This is a genomic window from Saccharothrix syringae, assembly GCF_009498035.1.
Taxonomy (GTDB): Bacteria; Actinomycetota; Actinomycetes; order Mycobacteriales; family Pseudonocardiaceae; genus Actinosynnema; species Actinosynnema syringae.
Window position 1 is genome coordinate 1,242,400 of sequence record NZ_CP034550.1, and the last position, 19,212, is coordinate 1,261,611.

Below are 19,212 nucleotides of genomic sequence, written 5' to 3' on the forward strand. Positions count from 1 at the left end.
GGGCCCGCATACCGTAGACGAAGGGGGGAGTCCGCACCCGGTGGTCACCTCGGCTCCACCGGGTGGTCAGCGCACGTACACCATCAGCACGGTGGTCAGCACGGCGCACAGCGCGATCATCGTGGCGATCCCGGTCATCGCGGCGCCGGCCGACACCAGGACCCTGGTGAGCATGCCGAGCAGGCGGCGCAGGAGTCTGGCGAGGCCGAGCACCAGCGCCATGGCGCCCATCATGATCATCACCACCACGGGGGCGCCCTCGGTGGTGTCGGCGGTCTGGGCCAGGGTCGTCTGGGCGAGGGAGGCGAGCACGTTCATGGTTACCCCCGGATGGCTTCCTGGGTGAACTTCAGCTCTTCTACTGAAATTTGGTAAATCTCAGTATGTGGAGCGTAAGTCAGGTGTACTTGACTGACAAGGCCGTATTGCGGACTCCGGGTCGCGAGTTTTGCCTAACGTCGTGTATGTTTCTCGCTTCGGCAGCATTGCTGAAGTTCGCTGAAGGGCGCGGCAGACGTGGCTGTTCCGAAAGGCTCCGGCTCGCTCGCGCAGCGCCTCCGGGCGCTGCGCAAGGAGCACTGGCCCGACGTACCGATCACCCAGGGGGACCTGGCCGAGGCGTTCAGCGAGGAGCAGCCGGCCAGCGTGCCGCTGCTGTCGTCGTGGGAGAGCCGGGGCAAGCCGAAGGTCCCGCCGCCGCACCGGCTCGCCGCCTACGCCACCTTCTTCGCGACCCGCCGCTCCGTCGCCGAGCGCCCCTACCGGCTGCTGCCGCTCGACGAGCTGACCGCCGACGAGCAGCGGTGCCGCCAGGAGCTGCTGGACGAGCTGGTCGGCCTGGCCGCCGGGGAGCGCGACAACGGCGGGGCGCCCGCCCCGGACGAGCGGGACCGCGGCTTCTGGTACTTCGACGACCGGCACGCCATCACCATCGTGGTCGCCCAGCTGCCGCGCGAGATGCGCGAGCGGATGCCGTACGCCGACCCCTCCGAACCGGACTACGTCGAGCTTTACACCTACGCCGACCTCGACGCCCTGATCGAGCTGCACGGCCACATCCGCGCGCTCAACCCGCGCAGCCAGGTCAACTTCCGCATCGCCACGGAGATGGTGACCGACGACTACACCACCCACCTGGTGCTGCTGGGCGGGGTCGACTGGAACTTCGTCACCCGCGAGCTCCAGGAACGGGTCGACCTGCCGGTGGAGCAGGTGGGCAGGCACCGCGAGTGCGAGTCCGGCGGCTTCTCCCTGCGCCGCCCGGACGGCACGGAGGTGCTGTTCGCGCCCAGGCTCGACAAGTCCGGCGACCGCGAGGTGCTGCTGGAGGACGTGGCCCTGTTCCACCGTGGGCCCAACCCGTTCAACCACCGGCGAACGGTGACGATCTGCAACGGCATGTACGGCCGGGGGACCCTCGGCGTCGTGCGCGCCCTGACCGACGGCAGGTTCCGCGACCGCAACTCCAGGTACCTGGAGGAGCGCTTCGGCGACACGGACGCCTACAGCGTCCTGACCAGGGTGTCCGTGGTGAACGGCCTCGTGGTCACCCCGGACTGGGCCCTGCCCGACTCCCGACTCCTCGAATGGCCGGAGAAGCCGAGTTGAACCCCGTCCCGCCCGCCGCCACGCGCGTGCCACCGCGGTCGGCCCACCACCACGCCTCGCACCGCCACCTGCTGGCCCGCGACGCGGTCGCCGAGCCCGCCGGGGTGGACGCGATCATCGTGCCGACCGCGCGGCCCACCGCCTACCTCAGGACCGCGGTCGCCCTGGCCGCGCACCACGAGTGCACCCTGGTGGCGCTGTGCAGCCGCCGCTCGTCGGCCGACGGCGCCGCCGCGCTCGCCGAGCGCGAGGGCGTGGACGTCCTCGCCCTCGACATCGCCGAGGTGCCGCCGGACCTCGTCCCGGACTTCGCCACCACGAGGATGCTGCGCGGCGGCCGGTTCGCCCGCCGCACCGACACCAGCGCCAAGCGCAACCTGGCCCTGCTGCTGGCGGCCGTCGCCGGCTGGGAGCGGATCGTCTACCTCGACGACGACGTCGCCGTCCCGCGGCCCGAGGACCTCAACGACGCCGCGGGCCTGCTCGACCGCCACGCCGGGGTGGGCCTGTCGGTCGGCGGCTACCCGGACAACTCGGTGGTGTGCCACGCCTACCGCGACGCGGGCGGCGAGCAGGACACGTTCATCGGCACGGGCGCGCTCGCGGTCGGCCGGGAGTCGTTCACCTCGTTCTTCCCCGACATCTACAACGAGGACTGGTTCTTCCTGCTCCACGACACCGGCCTGTCGCCCTCGGCGGTGACCGGCCTGGCCGTCCAGCAGCCGTACGACCCGTACCGGGAGACGATGCGGGCCCGCACCGAGGAGCTGGGCGACTGCCTGGCCGAGGGCCTGTTCGGGCTGCTCGACGCGGGCGAGCCGCTGACCGGCGCCGGGGTCGCCTACTGGCGGCGGTTCCTGGCCCGCCGCAGGCGGTTCATCGACGACGTGATCGCCATGGTCCACGCCGCCGGGCTGGAGGAGGGCCAGAAGCGCCGCATGGTCGCCGCCCTCAAGGCCGCCCGCGGGCGCAACCAGCTCATCGAGCCGGAGCTGTGCGAGGAGTACCTGGCGGCCTGGCGGGCCGACCGCGAGGTCTGGCGGGCCCACGTCGAGGCGACCCGCGCCCGGTACCGGGGCCAGTCCGCCCAGAAGCTGCTGGCCGACGCGGGCCTCCTGCACGGCTACCACCCGTGTCGCTGACGGGGCCACCACCCGCGCCGCCGAACGGCCCTCCCATGTGTCGGAACGCTCAGCCCACGCCGGCGATCGCGCGTTAGGCTCGCCTGCTGGGGCAGAACTGGCAGGAGGCAGGGGATGACGAGCACCGATGGTCGGCAGAAGTGGCTGACCGTCGCCGAGGAGCTGGCCGCCGGGCTGCGCGTGGACGCGGCCGAGCGCGACCGGCTGGGCGCCGAACCCGTCGCCGAGGTCGGGGCGCTGCGGCGGTCGGGCCTGCTGGCCGTCCGCGACTGGGCCACGCAGCAGGCGGTGACCCGCGTGGTGGGCGCGGCGGACGCCAACATCGGCCACCTGCTCGGCTACCACTACCTCCAGGTGTGGCGCAGCGGGCTGTTCGACAACCCCGCCTTCGACCCCGGCGAGGACCTGTTCTGGGCCGGGGTCAGCAACCCGCTGGACGCGGCCCTGGAGCTGACGCCGGTCGAGGGCGGGTTCACCGTCAGCGGCCGCAAGACCTTCGCCACCGGCGCGTCCGTGGCCGACCGGCTCGTGGTCAGCGCCACCCGCGCCGACACCGGCGAGAAGCTCACCTTCACCCTGGACGCCAGGGCCGAGGGCATCACCTACGCCGGCGACTGGGACAACATCGGCCAGCGGCTCACCGCCAGCGGCGGCGTGGCGTTCGACCGCGTCCACGTGCCCGCCGGCCAGGTGCTGGGCGGCCAGGACACGGCCACGCCCCGGCTGTCGCTGGCCGCGCTGGGCTTCCAGCTCGTGCTGGCCCAGCTCTACGTCGCGCTCGCCGAGGGCGCGCTGGCCGAGGCCGCCCGCTACACCCGCACGACCACCCGCCCGTGGTTCCTCAGCGGCGTGGACAAGGCCGTCGACGACCCCTACGTCCTGGGCACCTACGGCGAGCTGGTCGCCGACGCCAAGGCCGCCGGCCTGCTCGCCGACCACGCCTCCGAGCTGCTGCACCAGGCATCCGGGCGCGGCGCCGAGCTGACCGCGGGCGAACGCGCCGAGGCCGCCGCCGCCATCTCCGCGGCCAAGGTCGTCTCCACCAGGGTCGCCAACCAGACCACCAGCCGCGTGTTCGAGCTGTGCGGCGCCCGCGCCACCGCGGCGGGCTACGCCTTCGACCGGTTCTGGCGCAACGCCCGCACCCTCACCCTGCACGACCCGGTGTCGTACAAGGCGCGCGAGGTCGGCGCGCACTTCCTCACCGGCGAGCACGCCCCGTTCACCGGGTACAGCTGATGGAGCCGGTGCTCGCGCGCAGCGTCGTCCTGGCGGACGACGGCGTCCACATCCTCGACCGCCGCAACTTCCCGTTCGAGCGCGTGTGGGTGCGCTGCACCACGGTCGCCGAGGTCGCCAAGGCCATCGAGGACATGGTCACCCAGTCCTCCGGCCCGTACTTCGCCGCGCTGTGGGGCATGGTGCTGGCCGCCCGCGAGGCCCGCGGCCTGCCCCGCGACGAGGCCAGGGCGAGCCTGGAGCGGGCCGGTGAGCTGCTGGTCGCCACCCGGCGCACCAACAACGCCCTGCGCAAGGCCGTGGCCGCCGTGCTGGCCGGCGTGGACGCCGCCGAGGACGTGGAGGCGGGTGCCCTGGCCGGTGCCCGCGCGGGCGACGAGCGCTACCGGGAGCGCAGCCGCAGGCTCGGCGCCTTCACCGCCGCCCTGCTGCCCGACGACGGCGCGGTGCTCACCCACTGCTGGGCCGACCTGTACCTGACCGAGACCGTCAAGGCCGCCCGGGGCCTGGGCAAGCGCTTGCGGTTCGTGTGCACCGAGACCCGGCCCTACCTCCAGGGCGCCCGCCTGACCGCGGAGACCCTGGGCGAGATGGGCGTGGACACCACCCTGATCACCGACGGCATGGGCGCGGCGGTGATGTCGGCGGGCGAGGTGGACGTGCTGCTGACCGCCGCCGACCGCGTCACCATGGACGGGCACGTGGTGAACAAGGTCGGCACGCTCGGCCTGGCCGTCGCCGCGCACGCGTTCGACGTGCCGTTCCTGGCCATGGTGCAGGCGCCGGACCGGCTCGCGCCGACCGCGGGCGACGTGCCGATCGAGCACCGGCCGGGCGAGGAGGTGCTGCACACCCTGGGCCGCCGCACGGCCACCGACCGGGCGCGCGGCCGCTACCCGGCGTTCGACGTCACCCCGCCGCGGTTCGTGAGCACCGTGGTGACCGACCGCGGTGCGTACGCTCCGCACGAGTTGGCCGATTACTACGCCGAGGACGTTCATGACTGAGTGGGTTGTGCTGGACATCGAGGGCACGCTCAGCGCCACCGACCAGGTGCTGGTCACCCTGTACGACTACGCCCGGCCCCGGCTGGGCCCGTGGATCGACGGGCACCCCGGCGACCCGGCCGTCGTGGAGGCCGTCGCGCAGGTCCGCGAGCTGTCCGGCGCGCAGGGGGGCACCGACGAGCTGGTCGCCGTGCTGCACGGCTGGATGGACGCCGACCGGAAGGCCACCCCGCTCAAGACCCTCCAGGGCCTGATCTGGCAGGAGGGCTACGCCCGGGGCGACCTGGTCGCCGAGTTCTTCCCGGACGTGGTGCCCGCGCTGCGCCGGTGGCACGCCGACGGCGTCAGGCTCGCCGTGTTCTCCTCCGGCTCGGTGGCCGGGCAGGTGGCGTTCTTCCGGCACACCACCGACGGCGACCTGACCCCGCTGTTCGAGCACCACTTCGACACGGTCAACGCGGGGCCCAAGCGCGAGGCGTCGTCCTACTTCAAGATCGCCTCCGTGCTCGGTTCCGACGACGTCACGTTCTACTCGGACGTGCCCGCCGAGCTGCACGCCGCCGCCGAGGCGGGCTGGCGCACCGTCGGCGTGGCGCGCCCCGGCGAGCCGCACGAGCACTCCGACTTCGGTCCACACCGGACGGTGAGCGCGCTGTGACGCCAGGGGAGGCGCTGGCCGCCGAGTGCGCCCGCTACACCGCGATGGGCTGGATGCGCGGTACGTCGGGCAACCTGTCCGTGGTGGTCGACCGCGACCCGCTGCGGCTCGCGGTGACCGTCAGCGGCAAGGACAAGGGCGAGCTCGCGCCCGACGACGTGGTGCTCGTCGACGCCGAGGGCAACACCGACGACCCGGTGCGCGTGCCGTCGGCCGAGGCGGCCCTGCACGGGCGCATCGCCGCGGTGTCCGGCGCCGGCGCCGTGGTCCACGTGCACGCGCTCGCGCCCGTGGTGGCCGCCGAGCACTGGCCCGGCGGCGTGGAGCTGCGCGACCTGGAAATGCTCAAGGGCTTCGGGCGGTACGCGCACGACGACGTGGTCGTCGTCCCGGTCGTGCCGAACAACCAGGACATGAAGGTCCTCGGCGACGCCTTCGAGGAGGGCTTCCGACCGGACGTGCCGGCCTTGCTCGTGGCCCGGCACGGGGTGTACGTGTGGGGTGACGACCTCTACCAGGCCCGTCACCGCCTGGAGTGCCTGGAGTGGCTGCTGCGCTTCAAGGTCGAGACTTCGCGGAGGTAGGCGAGATGACGTTGCTGACCGTGTGGCCGGACACCGACCCGCAGAACCCGGTGGTGCGCACCGCCGACCCCGCCGAGATCGCCGTCGAGCTCAAGCAGCTCGGCGTCCGCTACGAGCAGTGGCCGGTCGTGCCCGGCGTGACCAGGGAGAACGCCCTGGAGGTGTACCGCGAGCAGGTCGCGCGGGTCACCGAGACCGAGGGCTACGTCATGGTCGACGCCATGGAGATGACCCCCTCGGACGACCCCGGGTGGCTGGAGTCGGCCGCGCAGGCGCGCGCGAAGTTCCTGGCCGAGCACACCCACGACGACGACGAGGACCGGTTCTTCGCGCGCGGCGCCGGCGTGTTCTACCTGCACGTCAACGACCGGGTGTACGCGGTGCTGTGCGAGGCGGGCGACCTGCTCAGCGTGCCCCGCAACACCACGCACTGGTTCGACATGGGCACCCGGCCCGACTACGTGTCGATCCGGTTCTTCCACGACGACGACGGCTGGGTCGGCAACTTCACCGGCAGCGACATCGCCCTGTCGTTCCCGACGTTCGACCGGCTCATGGCGGGTCACCGAGCGAGCTGAGCTCGGCGGCCAGGTTGTGCCTGGCGCGCGCCTCCCAGCGGGCGCGCGCCCCGGCCGTGGCGTACAGCGGGTCCCGGTCGAGCAGGGACCGCAGCACCGCGCCGCGCCCGACCCGCCACGCCTCGTCGGTGACGTGCGCGTACTCGGCGCGCACCGCCCGCCGGTAGCGCTCGTAGTCCTCCGGCGCGGAACCGAGCACGGCGAGGTCGGCGTCCAGCAGGAGCCGGGCCAGCCGGTCGTCCGAGACGTGGTCGGTGGTGGCCAGCACCAGCTCCGCGACCCGGTCGGCCTGCGGCAGCCCGGCCAGCCGCGCCCGCGCCCACTCGGCGCTGCGCCGCTCGTCCTCGCCCGGCCGGCCGTCGTAGACCACGTCGTGCGCCAGGGCGGCCAGGACCAGCACCGCGCGCTCCCCGCCGGTCCGGTCGGCGGCCAGCGCGGTCACGTCCCGCACGACGGCCAGCACGTGGTCGGCGTTGTGGTAGCCGCGGTGCGGCTCGGCGTAGCGGTCGGCCAGGTCGCCGGGGCCGTGGTCCCCGCCCAGGGCGCGCACGGCGTCGTGCCAGAGCGCTTCCAGCTCACGCATGGGGCAGCCTCACCGTGAAGGCCGCGCCGCCCTCCGGCGCGGGTCCGGCCCCGATCGTGCCACCGAGCCTGGTGACCAGGCCGTGCACCAGGGCCAGGCCGACGCCGGTGCCGACCGGCCGGGAGCGCTCGTACTTCGCGTGCAGGGCGCCCTTGCGGAAGGCGACCCGGTAGTCCTCCGCCGACAGGCCGGGGCCGCCGTCGCGCACCTGGAGCGCACCGCCGGGGTCGTCGGCGAGGGCGATCACCACCGGCCGACCGGCCGGGGTCAGCCGCACGGCGTTCTCCAGCAGGCCGTCGAGGACCTGGCGCAGCCGGCGGGCGTCGGTGGTCCGCACCACCGGGCCGGGCGGCAGGTCCAGCCGGAACTCCAGCCCCTTGGCGGCGCACCGGGCCCGCCACACCTCCGCCGCGCCGGCGACCAGCCCCACCAGGTCGACGGGCGCGAGGTCGACGCGGAAGTCGTCGGCGCCCAGCCGGGCCAGGTCCAGCAGGTCGGCGACCAGCCGGTCGAGCCGGTCGGCCTCCGCCACGACCGTGCGGCCGACCGCGGGCACGTCCCCGCCCGCGACCACCCCGTCGGCCAGCGACTCGGCGAAGCCCTTGACCGCGGTCAGCGGGGTCCGCAGCTCGTGCGACACCGACAGCAGGAACTCCCGCTGCCGCGCCTCGCTGCGCGCCAGCGCGTCGGCCAGCGCGTTCACCGCGCCCGCGACCTCGGCCACCTCGGCGGGCCCGCGCTCCGGTGCCCGCAGGTCGCGGCGCCCGCCGCCCATCGCGTGCGCGACGGCCGCGGTCCGGCGCAGCGGGCGGGCGACGAGCTTGCCGAGCAGCAGCCCCGCGGCGGCCGCCACCAGCAGGCCCACGCCCAGTGCCACGGCGATGTTGCGCAGCAGCGCGCGGCCGGGCCCGTCGCCGGTGGCGGTCTCCTGCACCAGGGCGATCCGGTCGCGGACCTCCACCAGGCGGGTGCCCGCCGTGCCGGACCGGCGCCCGGTCAGCTCGACCGCCCGCACGGCCCGCGGATCGCCCACCAGGTCGCCGTCCACCCCGAACAGCACCACGGCGATGCCCTGCCCGCGCAGCACCCGCACCACCCGCGCCCGGCCGGCCCCGTCGGGCGCGGTGAGCTGGTCCGCGACCACGTCGGCCTGGTCGGACAGGGTTTCGCGCATCACCTCGCGCGACGCGGTGAGCACCAGCCGGGCCGACACCAGGCCCGCGACCAGCACCGCGACCCCGGCCACGGCCAGGCACAGGGCGGTGACGCGGAACGCCAGGCCGGTGCGGGGCGCGGTGCCTCGGCGGGGCACGTCCTGGCGGGGGCCGGGACCTGGGGCCGAGGTGGGGGTGGGACCTGGGCTCGGGTTCGGGCCGGGGCCGGCACCAGGGCCGGGACCTGGGTCGGAGGTGGGGCTGGGACCTGCCCCTCGACCCGGGACGGCGCCGGTACCTACGCCTGAGTTCGGGCCGGGACCGGTGTCGAGGCCGGGGGCGTGACCAGATCCGAGGTCGGAGCCGAGACCGGTCGCGGTGTTGGTACGGGGGTCGGGCACGGCGTTGGTACCGGGGCCGGGCACGGCGTCGTGGTGCGGGGGCAGGCTCATGCCCCCTCCACCGAGTAGCCCACCCCGCGCACGGTCCGGATCGGGCTGTGCGCGCCGAGCTTGGCCCGCAGCTGCGCCACGTGCACGTCCACGGTCCTCGTACCGGCCACCGCGGCGTACCCCCAGACCGCGCTGAGCAGCTGCTCCCGCCCGAACACCCGCCCCGGGCTGCGCATCAGGTGCGCCAACAGGTCGAACTCGGTCGAGGTCAGCGCCACCTCCCCGTCCCCGGCCCACACCCGCCGCCGGTCGCCGTCCAACCGCACGTCGCCGACCACGTGCACCGCGTCGACCCGCGGCTCACCCCGCCGCAGCACCGTGCGCACCCGGGCCACCAGCTCACGCGGGCTGAACGGCTTGGTCACGTAGTCGTCCGCGCCCAGCTCCAGCCCGAGCACCCGGTCCACCTCGTCGTCCCGCGCGGTCACGAACAGCACCGGCGTCCAGTCACCGCCCGCGCGCAGCTCGCGGCACACCTCGACCCCGTCCATCCCGGACAGCCCCACGTCCAGCAGCACCGCCACTGGCCGCAACCGCCGCACCGCGGCCAGCGCCGACCGCCCGTCCGCCTCCACGTGCACGCCGAACCCGTCGCGCCGCAGGTAGAGGGTCACCAGGTCGGCGATGGCCCGTTCGTCCTCCACGACCAGCACGAGTCCCCGCACGTCGCGCATGGTGGCACGCGCCCGGCCACGACCGGGGGTGCTCCGGTGTTCGGGTTGGGTAAAGACGCCCACCGACCAACCCCGAGAAAATTCCACGGCGGCGGGACACGTCTGGTCGGCTCAGCGCGATACAGCGGATGGAGCAACCCTTCGACTCGCGCGAGGTGCACCATGCGCACAGCCGCCCGCCGCCTGATCGCCGCCTGGCAAGCCCCCACCGCCGGCCCTCTCGCCGCCAGCCCTCTCGCCGCTGGGGCCTCCGCTGCCGGCCTCTCTGCGGCTGGCCCTTCCGTCACCAGCCCTTCTGCAGCTAGCCCCTCTGCCGCCAGCCCCTCCGCTGCCGGCACTCTGGCCGCCCGCGCTCTCACTGCTCGCGCCTTCGCCGTCGGTGTCCTCATCGCCGGCGTCCTCGCAGCCGGCCCCTTCACCGCCGGTGCCGCGATGGCCGATCCGCCCCAGTCCGGCGATGCCCGCGCCACCGCCTACGCGGGCAATGTCAACATTCAACATCCGGGTGTCTGTGCGACCGTCGGCTTGTCCGGCGACGGGGCCACCCTCCCCGCGGGCACCTACTACGACAACGGCACCTATGTCGACATCTGGACATTCCCGCCCGGCCGCACCGTGACCGGCGTGGTGGTGAAAGGTGGCGACGCCTACAACGTCTATCCGGCCACCACCCTCGGCGACCTGCCGTGGGAGGGCCTGCACGCACCGCTCGACAACGGCGACAACGTGCCCGCCATCAGCCACTGGTTCGCCTGCGTGACCGAACCGGCCACCACGACCAAGTCGACCACCAACAGCACGGCCACCACCTCGCTGGACTCGCCGGTCGCCAGCAGGAGCACCACGACCCGGCCGGCGACGACCACCACCACTGCCAAGGCCGCCGCCCTGGTCGCCGCCGCCACCACCACGGCCACCACGACCACCGCCGCCACCAGCAAAGCCACCACCCCCGCAGCGGGCACCAAACCGGCCAACGGCCTCGCCACCACCGGCTTCAACGCCGCCTGGCCACTCCTCACCGGCCTCGCCCTGATCGCCACCGGCCTCGCCCTGCTCCTCCTCCCGCGCCGCCGCCCACAACACTGACCCGCCATCACAGGACCGTCACGAATAGCGGACGGACCGCGACCCCCGAACGTGCTCACTCGATAGGGGGACGACCGGCGTAGTTGGCTGCGCCGGTCGGTCCCTCTGACCAGTGGAGCACCAACCATGCGCATGACCCCCCGCCACCTGATCGGGGCAACCCTGCTCACCCTGACCACCGCGGGCCTGCTCGGCGGCACCGCCACCGCCACCCCGGACAAGAACGTGGACGCCGGCCACGCGGACGCGTGCGCCAAGGTGGGCCTCGCCGGCAAGGCCCACGACGGCAGCACCGGCGACCTGAAGCTGCAGTTCACCGTGACCGGCGGGACCTACCTGACCATCACCGGCGGTGTCGCCGGCCACACCGTCACCGGCGTGGTGGTGAAGGGCGGCGACGGCTACACCGTCTACAAGGCCGCCGAGCTGGGCGACCTCCCGTGGGAGGGCCTGAAGTCGCCCCTCAACGGCGGCGGCAAGGTGCCGGCCATCAGCCACTGGTTCTTCTGCGCCGAGCAGACCACCCCCGGCGAGCAGCCGGGCGGCGAAGAGCCCGACACCCCCGACACCCCGAACACCCCCGACACCCCGACCCCGGACGCCCCCGAGACCGACACCCCGGGCGACCAGGTCGTCGCCCCGGCCCCCGAAGCCCCGACCACTCCGACCGGCACCCCGACCACCCCGGCAAGCGCCACCCCGACCGCCGCCGAGGCGAACGACCTGGCCAACACCGGTTTCGGCGCCGGCTGGCTGCTGTTCGCCGGCGCCGCCCTGGTCGTCACCGGTGCCGCGTTCGTCGCCTCACCGAGGCTGCGCGGCCTGCTGCGCCGCTGACCCGCCCCACCGGGGCCGCCCCCACCGTCCGGGAGCGGCCCCGGCAGGCTTCCGGCAGGCTTCCGACGGCCCTCCGACGGGCCTCCAACTGCTCCGCCACGGGTTGTGACCTGCGCTACCTCCCTTGATCCAGCAGCCGGCCCAGCCGAACCCCCCGGAACGGGGCCGTCTACGATCCGATGAGTCCGGTGGGCCCGCCCGCCGGTCACGCCGGAACCAGTACAGGCAGGAGGCACCGTGACGGCCGTAGCCCCGCAGCCGATCGCTACGCGGCCCTTCGGGACTCGCAAGGCGGTCAAGGGTTCGTTCCTGCTGCGGATGTTCCGCACCACGGACCACAAGCAGATCGGGATCATGTACCTGGTCACGTCGTTCGCCTTCTTCATGGTGGGCGGGGCGATGGCCATGCTGATCCGCACCGAGCTGGCCCGCCCCGGGATGCAGTTCCTCTCGCAGGAGCAGTACAACCAGCTGTTCACCATGCACGGCACGGTGATGCTGCTGCTCTACGCGACCCCGATCGTGTTCGGCTTCGCCAACTTCGTCCTGCCGCTCCAGATCGGCTCGCCGGACGTGGCGTTCCCGCGCCTCAACGCCTTCTCCTACTGGCTGTACCTGTTCGGCGGCCTGATCGTGATGGCGGGCTTCCTCACCCCGGGCGGCGCGGCCGACTTCGGCTGGTTCGCCTACACGCCGCTGTCCAACGCCATCCACTCGCCCGGCGCGGGCGCCGACCTGTGGATCTCCGGCCTGGTCGTCGGTGGTCTGGGCACCATCCTCGGCGCGGTCAACATGATCACCACCGTGGTCTGCCTCCGGGCGCCCGGCATGACCATGTTCCGCATGCCGATCTTCACCTGGAACATCCTGGTGACGAGCGTGCTGGTGCTGCTGGCGTTCCCGATCCTGACCGCCGCGCTGCTGGGCCTGCTGGCCGACCGGCACCTGGGCGCCCACGTGTTCGACCCCGCCAACGGCGGCGTGATCCTGTGGCAGCACCTGTTCTGGTTCTTCGGCCACCCCGAGGTCTACATCGTCGCGCTGCCGTTCTTCGGCATCGTCAGCGAGATCTTCCCGGTGTTCAGCCGCAAGCCGCTGTTCGGCTACAACGGCCTGGTCTACGCCACCCTCGGCATCGCGGCGCTGTCCGTGGCCGTGTGGGCGCACCACATGTACGCCACCGGCGCGGTGCTGCTGCCGTTCTTCGCCTTCATGACCTTCCTGATCGCCGTGCCGACCGGCATCAAGTTCTTCAACTGGATCGGCACGATGTGGAAGGGGCAGCTGACGTTCGAGTCACCGATGCTGTTCAGCATCGGCTTCATCGTCACCTTCCTCTTCGGCGGCCTGTCCGGCATCCTGCTGGCCGCGCCGGCGATCGACTTCCACGTCTCGGACACGTACTTCGTCGTCGCGCACTTCCACTACGTGCTCTACGGCACGATCGTGTTCGCCACCTTCGCGGGCATCTACTTCTGGTTCCCGAAGATCACCGGCCGGATGCTGGACGAGCCGCTGGGCAAGCTCCACTTCTGGCTCACGTTCCTCGGCTTCCACGCCACGTTCCTGGTGCAGCACTGGCTGGGCAACGAGGGCATGCCGCGCCGGTACGCCGACTACCTGCCCGGTGACGGCTTCACCACGCTGAACACGATCTCCACCATCGGCGCCTACATCCTGGGCGCGTCGACGCTGCCGTTCATCTGGAACATCTTCAAGTCCTACCGGTACGGCGAGACCGTGCACGTGGACGACCCGTGGGGCTTCGGCAACTCGCTGGAGTGGGCGACCTCCTGCCCGCCGCCGCGGCACAACTTCACCGAGCTGCCCCGCATCCGCTCGGCGCGCCCGGCCTTCGAGCTGCACTACCCGCACATGATCGAGCGCATCCACGACGAGGCGCACGTGACCTTCACCGGCAAGGCGATCCCGCACGAGAAGGCCAAGCCCGGCCCGCTGGAGAAGGCGGGCGAGGTCGTGCAGTCGGGCACGGCCTCGGAGGGCACCGAGGGCGACCACAAGTAACCTCGAACGCAGGTTCACCGGCGAGCCCCGGACGACCGCACGCGCGGGCGCCGGGGCTCGCCGTTGTCTGGCATAGGAGCCGTCGTGACCAAGCCCACCGCCACACCCGTCCTGATCACGGTCACCGGACCGGACAAGCCGGGGGTGTCCTCGGTGCTGTTCGCGGTGCTGACCCGGCACGGGGTGGAGATCCTCGACGTCGAGCAGGTCGTCATCCGCGGCCGGTTGGTGCTCGGCGTGCTCGTCGCCGCCGACCGCGACCCCGAGGGCCTCCAGGAGGCCGTCGAGCAGGCCATGGCGACGGTGTCCATGCACGTCGAGGTGGAGCTCGGCGCGGACTCCCGGCGCACCGCGCGCCTGGAGTCCAGCCACGTGATCATCCTGCTCGGCCGCCCGGTGACGGCCCGCGCGTTCACCGAGGTGGCGCGGCGGCTGGCGGCGCTGGGCGTGAACATCGACGCCATCCGCGGCGTGGCCGACTACCCGGTCACGGGCCTGGAGCTGCGGGTGTCCGTGGCCGCCGACACGGGCGAGAGCGACGCGGCCCTGCGGTCGGCGCTGGCCGAGGTGGCGGTGCGCGGCGGCCTGGACATCGCGGTGGAGCGGGCCGGGCTGACCCGGCGCGCCAAGCGGCTGATCGTGTTCGACGTCGACTCCACGCTCATCCAGGGCGAGGTGATCGAGATGCTGGCCGCGCACGTGGGCGTGGAGGAGCGGGTCAAGGAGATCACCGACGCGGCGATGCGCGGCGAGCTGGACTTCACCGAGTCGCTGCGGCGGCGGGTGGCGCTGCTGGAGGGCCTGGACGAGTCGGTGCTCGACGAGGTGGCGGCCTCGCTGGAGCTGACCCCGGGCGCCCGCACCACGGTGCGCACCCTCAAGCGGCTCGGGTTCCGCTGCGGCGTGGTCTCCGGCGGGTTCACCAGGGTCATCCAGCGGCTGGTGGACGACCTGGGGCTGGACTTCTGCGCGGCCAACGAGCTGGAGGTCGTCGACGGCAGGCTCACCGGGCGCGTGGTCGGCGACGTGGTGGACCGGGCGGGCAAGGCGGTGGCGCTGCGGCGGTTCGCCGAGCGGGAGGGCGTGCAGCTCGCCCAGACCGTGGCCGTCGGCGACGGCGCCAACGACATCGACATGCTCGGCGCGGCCGGGCTGGGCGTGGCGTTCAACGCCAAGCCCGCGCTGCGGGAGGTCGCCGACACCGCGCTGTCGCACCCGTTCCTGGACGCGGTGCTGTTCGTGCTCGGCGTGACCAGGGCCGAGGTGGAGGCCGCGGACGCGGCGGACGGGCTGGAGCTGAACCGCCTGTGAACCCGATCCTGCGGATGCTGGTCGACCGGCACTACGCCACCGACGTGGAGGACCCGGCGCAGGTCCGGGCGATGCCGGTGGTGCTGCGCATCGAGCGGTCGGCGCCGCCGTCGCGGACCGACGTGCTGGAGGCCGCGGCGGCGGCCGCGGTCGCGGTGTGCCTGGACGAGCGGGCCCTGCCGGGCGGCGAGTGGCACGACGAGGTGGTGGCGTGGGTGCGCGGCCGCATCCGCAAGGTGTCGCGGCGGGCCCGCGGCGCGCACTGGGAGGCCGTGCAGGCGCTGCCGGGGGTGACGATCACCGTCGGCACGGCGTCGGCGCGGGCGTTCGTGCCCGGTCGGGTCGCGGACCTGCCCAAGGAGCTGAGCCGGTTGCAGATCTCGGGCAGCGAGCTGCCGCCGGACGAGCCGGGCGCGGTGCCGCCGGGCGCGTACGAGCTGTGGCTGAACCCGCGGGTGGAGATGACCGCGGGCAAGGCCGCCGCGCAGGTGGGGCACGCGTCGATGCTGCTCGCGCCGCGCCTGTCGGAGACCGGGCTGAAGGACTGGGCCGAGGTGGACTACCGGTGCGCGGTGCGCACGCCGTCGCCCGCGGACTGGGACGAGCTGGTCGCGCGGCCGGGCGTCGTGCTGGTCCGCGACGCCGGGTACACCGAGGTCGCGCCCGGTACCGCGACCGTGGCGGTGAACCACCGGTTCGCGTGAAGTTTGGTTCGTCCGGTTCGCGGTAATCATCCACGGCGTGGGCCTGTTGGACGTGCTGGACGCCAGACTCGGTGACGGGCTGGAGAGCCTGCTGTGCGCGCACCACGCCCGGCGGCTGCGCCGGCTGGGCTGGGGCGGGGTGTTCGCCGGGGACGGCGGCTGGTGGTCGCCCCGGCGGCCCGTGCGCGAGGGCAACCGGGTCGAGGTGCTGGTCGACGGGCACGAGGTGCTGCCCGCGATCGCCGAGGCGATCTCGTCGGCGCGGCGGTCGGTGCACCTGGCCGGGTGGTGCGCGAGCCCGGACTTCCGGCTGACCCGCGAACCCGGCGCGCCGACGCTGCGCGAGCTGCTGGCGTCGGCGGCGGAGCGGGTGCCGGTGCGGGTGCTGCTGTGGGCGGGGCCGCCGGTGCCGATGTTCGAGCCGACGCGCAAGCGGGTGCTGGCGAGCAGGCGGGAGTTCATGCGCGACAGCGCCGTGTCGTGCGTGGTCGACGCCCGCGAGCGGACCCTGCACTGCCACCACGAGAAGGTCGTGGTGGTCGACGACGAGGTGGCCTTCGTCGGCGGCATGGACCTCACCGCGGTCGAGGGCGACCGGCACGACACGCCCGAGCACCCGCCGCGCCACCCGCTGGGCTGGCACGACATCGGCACCCGGCTGCGCGGCCCGATCGTGGCGGACGTGGCCGAGCACTTCCGCGACCGCTGGCAGGAGATCGCGGGCGAGGAGCTGCCGCCGGTGGCCGTGCCGGGACCGGCGGGCACGTCGTCGGCGCAGCTCGTGCGCACCATCCCGGAGCGCACCTACGACTTCATCCCGCGCGGCGAGTTCAGCCTGCTCGACTCCTACCTGCGGGCGCTGCGCTCGGCCGAGCGGCTGGTGTACCTGGAGAACCAGTTCCTGTGGTCGCCCGAGGTCACCGAGATCCTGATCGACAAGCTGCGCAACCCGCCGGACCCGCGGTTCCGGGTGGTCCTGGTGCTGCCGCGCAAGCCCAGCAACGGCGCCGACACCACCCGCGGCCAGCTGGGCAGGCTGATCGACGCCGACGACGGCGGCCGCAGGCTGGTCGCGGCCACCCTCACCTCGCACGACGGCGCGACCTCGTCGTCGGTGTACGTGCACGCCAAGCTGGCCGTCGTGGACGACCGCTGGCTCAGCGTCGGCTCGGCCAACCTCAACGAGCACTCGCTGTTCAACGACACCGAGGTCAACGTCGTGACCGACGACGCGGACCTGGCCCGCCGCACCCGGCTGCGGCTGTGGTCGGAACACCTCCAGCGCCCGGTCGACGAGGTCGCCGGTGAGCCGGAGGACGTGGTCGACCACCTGTGGCGGGGCACGCTGGAGTCGGAGGGCAAGCACCGGATCGCCGCGCTGCCGGGCGTCTCCCGCCGGGCCGGGCGGCTCCAGGGCCCGCTGCGCGGCCTCCTGGTCGACGGCTGAGGTGTTACCGGCGTCACTTCCGGTGGCCGCCCCTCGTTCCACGCGTCGGCGGAAGCGCGGAACGAGGGGGCGGACCGTGGACAACGGCTGCGCGGACGCCAACGGCCTGCACGAGGACCTGCGCGACCCGTCCCGGCACGCCACCTCGACCCGCACGCCCACCCAGGACGACTGCACCACCAACGACAACGCCTGCCGCTGCCGGCCGACTTCCCGGACTGGGGGGCTCGGGAAAACCGGCTGCTCCACCAGGCCGGCCGCGGGCACCATGCCCGCATGCCGGACTTGCGGTGGGACGAGGTCAAGCCCTTCTTCGACCCGGAGCTGATGGGCTCGCTGCCCGACGGGTGCGTGCCGGGCACCGCGGTCGAGGACTGGCAGGCGCTGCTCGACCTGATCCGGACGAGCGGTTGGCGATGGGAGCTCACCCGGGGCGGGACCCCGGTCCCGGGGCCGCTGCCGACCGCGGAGGAGTTGCTCGCGCGCCAGGACGGCGAGGTGCTCGGCCTGTTGGCCGTCTGGCCGACGCCGGGGGTGCGGGTCAACTTCTGGCCGTTCTCCGCCGAGGACGTCGACTACGACTTCGACCTGCGCGAACTCCAGGGCCAGGCCGGGGTGGACGCCGTGTGCGGGTTCCTGGCCGCGGTCGGCCGCCGGCTGGGCAAGCGGGCGGGCATGGGCGGTGAGGGCAGCGGGGGGCACCCGGTCCTCGCCTACGACCCGGAGGTCGACCGCGTGGTGCTGCCGGAGGATTCCCCCGGGTTCCGCTAGGCCCCGGGCAGCAGGTCGACCAGGAAGTGCTGGGCGGCGCCGTCGGAGCAGGGGCGCTGCACGACCTCCGCGCCGGGCGCGGTCTCGTCGTCGGCGATGGCCAGGCACAGGTCGCCGCCCGCGCGGCGCAGCCGGAAGGCGCGCGAGCCGGGCACGCGCTCGACCCGGAACAACTGCGCGTCCTTGTCGGCGAGGCAGTTGTCCTGCGGTTCGAGCAGGCCCGGCGCGGGCTCGTGGTCCATCACCGTCAGGCACCCCAGCCCCCTGTCCTCCGGGTGCTCCCACTTGATGTTGACCAGGCCGGTGGCGACGGGCTGGAGGAACGTCCGCGGGCCGGGCTCGGCGCAGGGGCGCTGGACCGCTACGGCGGAGTCGTAGCGGCCGGCGCGGTCGCGGCCCTCGGTGACGCACAGGTCGGGGGTGCGGGCGGGGCGGATGCCGGCCCAGTGGCCGGCGGGGGCCAGGGCCAGGGTTTCCGAGGTGTCCGCCGGGTCGCCCACCGGGGGGTTGGTGATCGGTTGGTCCTTGAACGCGGTGAAGTCGAGCACGCTGGTCACCACGGCGACCACGACCAGCACGAAGGCCACGGCCAGCAGGCGCTCCCGGGTGAGGGGCCGGGGTGCCGGAGAGGTGGGGTCGGCGGTGACCCGGGGTTCGGCGGAGGTCGCGAACAGGACTGGTTCGGCGGAGGTCCCGGGGGCGGGCTCCGGGTGGTCGTCGGGCGTGGCCCTGGGTTCCGCGGACCCGGCGGTCGGCTCCAGCACCGCCGCGGCGATCACCCGTTCGTAGGCGCGCGTCCACTCGGGCAGCCGGTCCCCGTCCCCGCACGCCCGGACGAACGCGGCCACCAGCGCCGGCCGGGGCAGCGTGGACCGGCGCAGGATGTCGGCCGCGGTGCTGCGGGCCAGGACGTCGCCGCGGGCCGCCGCCCGCTCCTCCAACTGCCGCAGGGTGAGCCCGGACCACTCCTTCAGCTGCCGCATGGCCGACACGAATTCCTCGGCACCACGAATTCCGTCAAGTCGAATGGGGACGTTCGCCACCCGAACATCAGTACTGGGCGCGTCGAGCGGGGTGCAATCCGCCGTCCAGAGCCTTGTCCGACCGCTCGGACAGAACCTGTGACCAGCGCAGACACCCGGTCCTGTCCGGGACGGCCGCATCCCCTTGGCACGCCGCGGTTGATCGGGACAGACTGGCGTGGCAACCGGACGCGGCCCCCGGTCGGAGCACCCGCCGAATTCTCCGCGGAAATCGCCGGTTCCTTCGCGCGGCAAATCCGAACCCGATCGGGCCGGCGCGCGAACGACCACCGGGGGCCACGACGGGGACCCGGGCGGGAGGGGGGA

Annotated in this window: 19 protein-coding genes; 14 read left to right on the forward strand and 5 right to left on the reverse strand. The window is 73.6% G+C overall.

What is annotated here, in order from left to right; all coding sequences use genetic code 11:
- Window positions 1–66: 66 nt before the first annotated feature.
- On the reverse strand, window positions 67–318 hold the full coding sequence (locus EKG83_RS05775; RefSeq protein WP_033433316.1) for a hypothetical protein: 252 nt from the start codon (window positions 316–318) through the stop codon (window positions 67–69).
- A gap of 198 nt (window positions 319–516) precedes the next feature.
- Between EKG83_RS05775 and EKG83_RS05780 the strand changes: the two genes are divergently transcribed.
- The 7 genes from EKG83_RS05780 (at window position 517) to EKG83_RS05810 (ending at window position 6,816) form a co-directional block, all read left to right on the forward strand.
- The gene (locus tag EKG83_RS05780; protein WP_033433315.1) at window positions 517–1,608 is read left to right on the forward strand and encodes a hypothetical protein; all 1,092 of its coding nucleotides are present in this window, start codon (window positions 517–519) and stop codon (window positions 1,606–1,608) included.
- Window positions 1,605–2,750, forward strand: coding sequence for a hypothetical protein (locus EKG83_RS05785; RefSeq protein WP_153277901.1), 1,146 nt, complete (start codon window positions 1,605–1,607; stop codon window positions 2,748–2,750). The genes EKG83_RS05780 and EKG83_RS05785 overlap by 4 nt, the downstream gene beginning before the upstream one ends.
- Before the next feature lie 114 nt (window positions 2,751–2,864).
- Window positions 2,865–3,989, forward strand: coding sequence for an acyl-CoA dehydrogenase family protein (locus EKG83_RS05790; protein ID WP_051766445.1), 1,125 nt, complete (start codon window positions 2,865–2,867; stop codon window positions 3,987–3,989).
- Window positions 3,989–4,996 carry a s-methyl-5-thioribose-1-phosphate isomerase gene (locus EKG83_RS05795; protein ID WP_033433314.1) on the forward strand — a complete coding sequence of 336 codons (1,008 nt, stop codon included), beginning with the start codon at window positions 3,989–3,991 and terminating at the stop codon, window positions 4,994–4,996. The genes EKG83_RS05790 and EKG83_RS05795 overlap by 1 nt, the downstream gene beginning before the upstream one ends.
- The gene (gene mtnC, locus EKG83_RS05800; protein ID WP_033433313.1) at window positions 4,989–5,654 is read left to right on the forward strand and encodes an acireductone synthase; all 666 of its coding nucleotides are present in this window, start codon (window positions 4,989–4,991) and stop codon (window positions 5,652–5,654) included. Before EKG83_RS05795 ends, mtnC begins: the two co-directional genes overlap by 8 nt.
- A complete protein-coding gene (mtnB, locus tag EKG83_RS05805; RefSeq protein WP_033433312.1) occupies window positions 5,651–6,238 on the forward strand; it encodes a methylthioribulose 1-phosphate dehydratase in 588 nt (195 codons plus the stop codon). Before mtnC ends, mtnB begins: the two co-directional genes overlap by 4 nt.
- 5 nt (window positions 6,239–6,243) lie before the next feature.
- A complete protein-coding gene (locus tag EKG83_RS05810; RefSeq protein ID WP_033433311.1) occupies window positions 6,244–6,816 on the forward strand; it encodes a 1,2-dihydroxy-3-keto-5-methylthiopentene dioxygenase in 573 nt (190 codons plus the stop codon).
- Here the strand turns inward: EKG83_RS05810 and EKG83_RS05815 are convergent.
- From EKG83_RS05815 to EKG83_RS05825, 3 genes are all read right to left on the reverse strand, one after another.
- Window positions 6,791–7,399: an HD domain-containing protein gene (locus EKG83_RS05815; RefSeq protein WP_033433310.1), complete on the reverse strand. Its 609-nt coding sequence runs from the start codon at window positions 7,397–7,399 to the stop codon at window positions 6,791–6,793. The two genes, EKG83_RS05810 and EKG83_RS05815, sit on opposite strands and share 26 nt — an antisense overlap.
- Window positions 7,392–8,711: a HAMP domain-containing sensor histidine kinase gene (locus tag EKG83_RS05820; protein WP_051766444.1), complete on the reverse strand. Its 1,320-nt coding sequence runs from the start codon at window positions 8,709–8,711 to the stop codon at window positions 7,392–7,394. The genes EKG83_RS05815 and EKG83_RS05820 overlap by 8 nt, the downstream gene beginning before the upstream one ends.
- A gap of 290 nt (window positions 8,712–9,001) precedes the next feature.
- Entirely contained in the window at window positions 9,002–9,679 is a 678-nt protein-coding gene (locus EKG83_RS05825) for a response regulator transcription factor (protein ID WP_033433309.1), read from the reverse strand.
- A 162-nt stretch (window positions 9,680–9,841) separates the two neighbouring features.
- Between EKG83_RS05825 and EKG83_RS48890 the strand changes: the two genes are divergently transcribed.
- The 7 genes from EKG83_RS48890 (at window position 9,842) to EKG83_RS05860 (ending at window position 17,863) form a co-directional block, all read left to right on the forward strand.
- On the forward strand, window positions 9,842–10,768 hold the full coding sequence (locus tag EKG83_RS48890) for a hypothetical protein (RefSeq protein WP_153277903.1): 927 nt from the start codon (window positions 9,842–9,844) through the stop codon (window positions 10,766–10,768).
- A gap of 126 nt (window positions 10,769–10,894) precedes the next feature.
- On the forward strand, window positions 10,895–11,605 hold the full coding sequence (locus tag EKG83_RS05835; RefSeq protein ID WP_033433308.1) for a hypothetical protein: 711 nt from the start codon (window positions 10,895–10,897) through the stop codon (window positions 11,603–11,605).
- A 237-nt stretch (window positions 11,606–11,842) separates the two neighbouring features.
- Window positions 11,843–13,630 (forward strand): aa3-type cytochrome oxidase subunit I, encoded by a 1,788-nt coding sequence (ctaD, locus tag EKG83_RS05840; protein ID WP_033433307.1) that lies wholly within the window; start codon window positions 11,843–11,845, stop codon window positions 13,628–13,630.
- 84 nt (window positions 13,631–13,714) lie between these two features.
- The gene (serB, locus tag EKG83_RS05845; RefSeq protein ID WP_033433306.1) at window positions 13,715–14,941 is read left to right on the forward strand and encodes a phosphoserine phosphatase SerB; all 1,227 of its coding nucleotides are present in this window, start codon (window positions 13,715–13,717) and stop codon (window positions 14,939–14,941) included.
- A 14-nt stretch (window positions 14,942–14,955) separates the two neighbouring features.
- Complete coding sequence (locus tag EKG83_RS05850) at window positions 14,956–15,645, forward strand: peptidyl-tRNA hydrolase (protein WP_153278866.1); 690 nt, start codon at window positions 14,956–14,958, stop codon at window positions 15,643–15,645.
- A gap of 37 nt (window positions 15,646–15,682) precedes the next feature.
- The gene (locus EKG83_RS05855) at window positions 15,683–17,092 is read left to right on the forward strand and encodes a phospholipase D-like domain-containing protein (RefSeq protein ID WP_084716816.1); all 1,410 of its coding nucleotides are present in this window, start codon (window positions 15,683–15,685) and stop codon (window positions 17,090–17,092) included.
- Between the two features lie 276 nt (window positions 17,093–17,368).
- Window positions 17,369–17,863: a hypothetical protein gene (locus EKG83_RS05860; protein ID WP_033433303.1), complete on the forward strand. Its 495-nt coding sequence runs from the start codon at window positions 17,369–17,371 to the stop codon at window positions 17,861–17,863.
- On the opposite strand, the gene EKG83_RS05865 is transcribed toward EKG83_RS05860, so the two are convergent.
- Window positions 17,860–18,846, reverse strand: coding sequence for an RICIN domain-containing protein (locus tag EKG83_RS05865; protein WP_051766442.1), 987 nt, complete (start codon window positions 18,844–18,846; stop codon window positions 17,860–17,862). The two genes, EKG83_RS05860 and EKG83_RS05865, sit on opposite strands and share 4 nt — an antisense overlap.
- Window positions 18,847–19,212: the final 366 nt, after the last annotated feature.

What these genes read in the sequence shown, in the direction of transcription:
- EKG83_RS05775 (WP_033433316.1), bottom strand. Translation starts at nt 318, where the DNA reads ATGAACGTGCTCGCCTCCCTCGCCCAGACGACCCTGGCCCAGACCGCC.
- EKG83_RS05790 (WP_051766445.1), top strand. Translation starts at nt 2,865, where the DNA reads ATGACGAGCACCGATGGTCGGCAGAAGTGGCTGACCGTCGCCGAGGAG.
- EKG83_RS05795 (WP_033433314.1), top strand. Translation starts at nt 3,989, where the DNA reads ATGGAGCCGGTGCTCGCGCGCAGCGTCGTCCTGGCGGACGACGGCGTC.
- mtnC (WP_033433313.1), top strand. Translation starts at nt 4,989, where the DNA reads ATGACTGAGTGGGTTGTGCTGGACATCGAGGGCACGCTCAGCGCCACC.
- EKG83_RS05810 (WP_033433311.1), top strand. Translation starts at nt 6,244, where the DNA reads ATGACGTTGCTGACCGTGTGGCCGGACACCGACCCGCAGAACCCGGTG.
- EKG83_RS05815 (WP_033433310.1), bottom strand. Translation starts at nt 7,399, where the DNA reads ATGCGTGAGCTGGAAGCGCTCTGGCACGACGCCGTGCGCGCCCTGGGC.
- EKG83_RS05825 (WP_033433309.1), bottom strand. Translation starts at nt 9,679, where the DNA reads ATGCGCGACGTGCGGGGACTCGTGCTGGTCGTGGAGGACGAACGGGCC.
- EKG83_RS48890 (WP_153277903.1), top strand. Translation starts at nt 9,842, where the DNA reads ATGCGCACAGCCGCCCGCCGCCTGATCGCCGCCTGGCAAGCCCCCACC.
- EKG83_RS05835 (WP_033433308.1), top strand. Translation starts at nt 10,895, where the DNA reads ATGCGCATGACCCCCCGCCACCTGATCGGGGCAACCCTGCTCACCCTG.
- EKG83_RS05850 (WP_153278866.1), top strand. Translation starts at nt 14,956, where the DNA reads ATGCTGGTCGACCGGCACTACGCCACCGACGTGGAGGACCCGGCGCAG.
- EKG83_RS05860 (WP_033433303.1), top strand. Translation starts at nt 17,369, where the DNA reads ATGCCGGACTTGCGGTGGGACGAGGTCAAGCCCTTCTTCGACCCGGAG.
- EKG83_RS05865 (WP_051766442.1), bottom strand. Translation starts at nt 18,846, where the DNA reads ATGCGGCAGCTGAAGGAGTGGTCCGGGCTCACCCTGCGGCAGTTGGAG.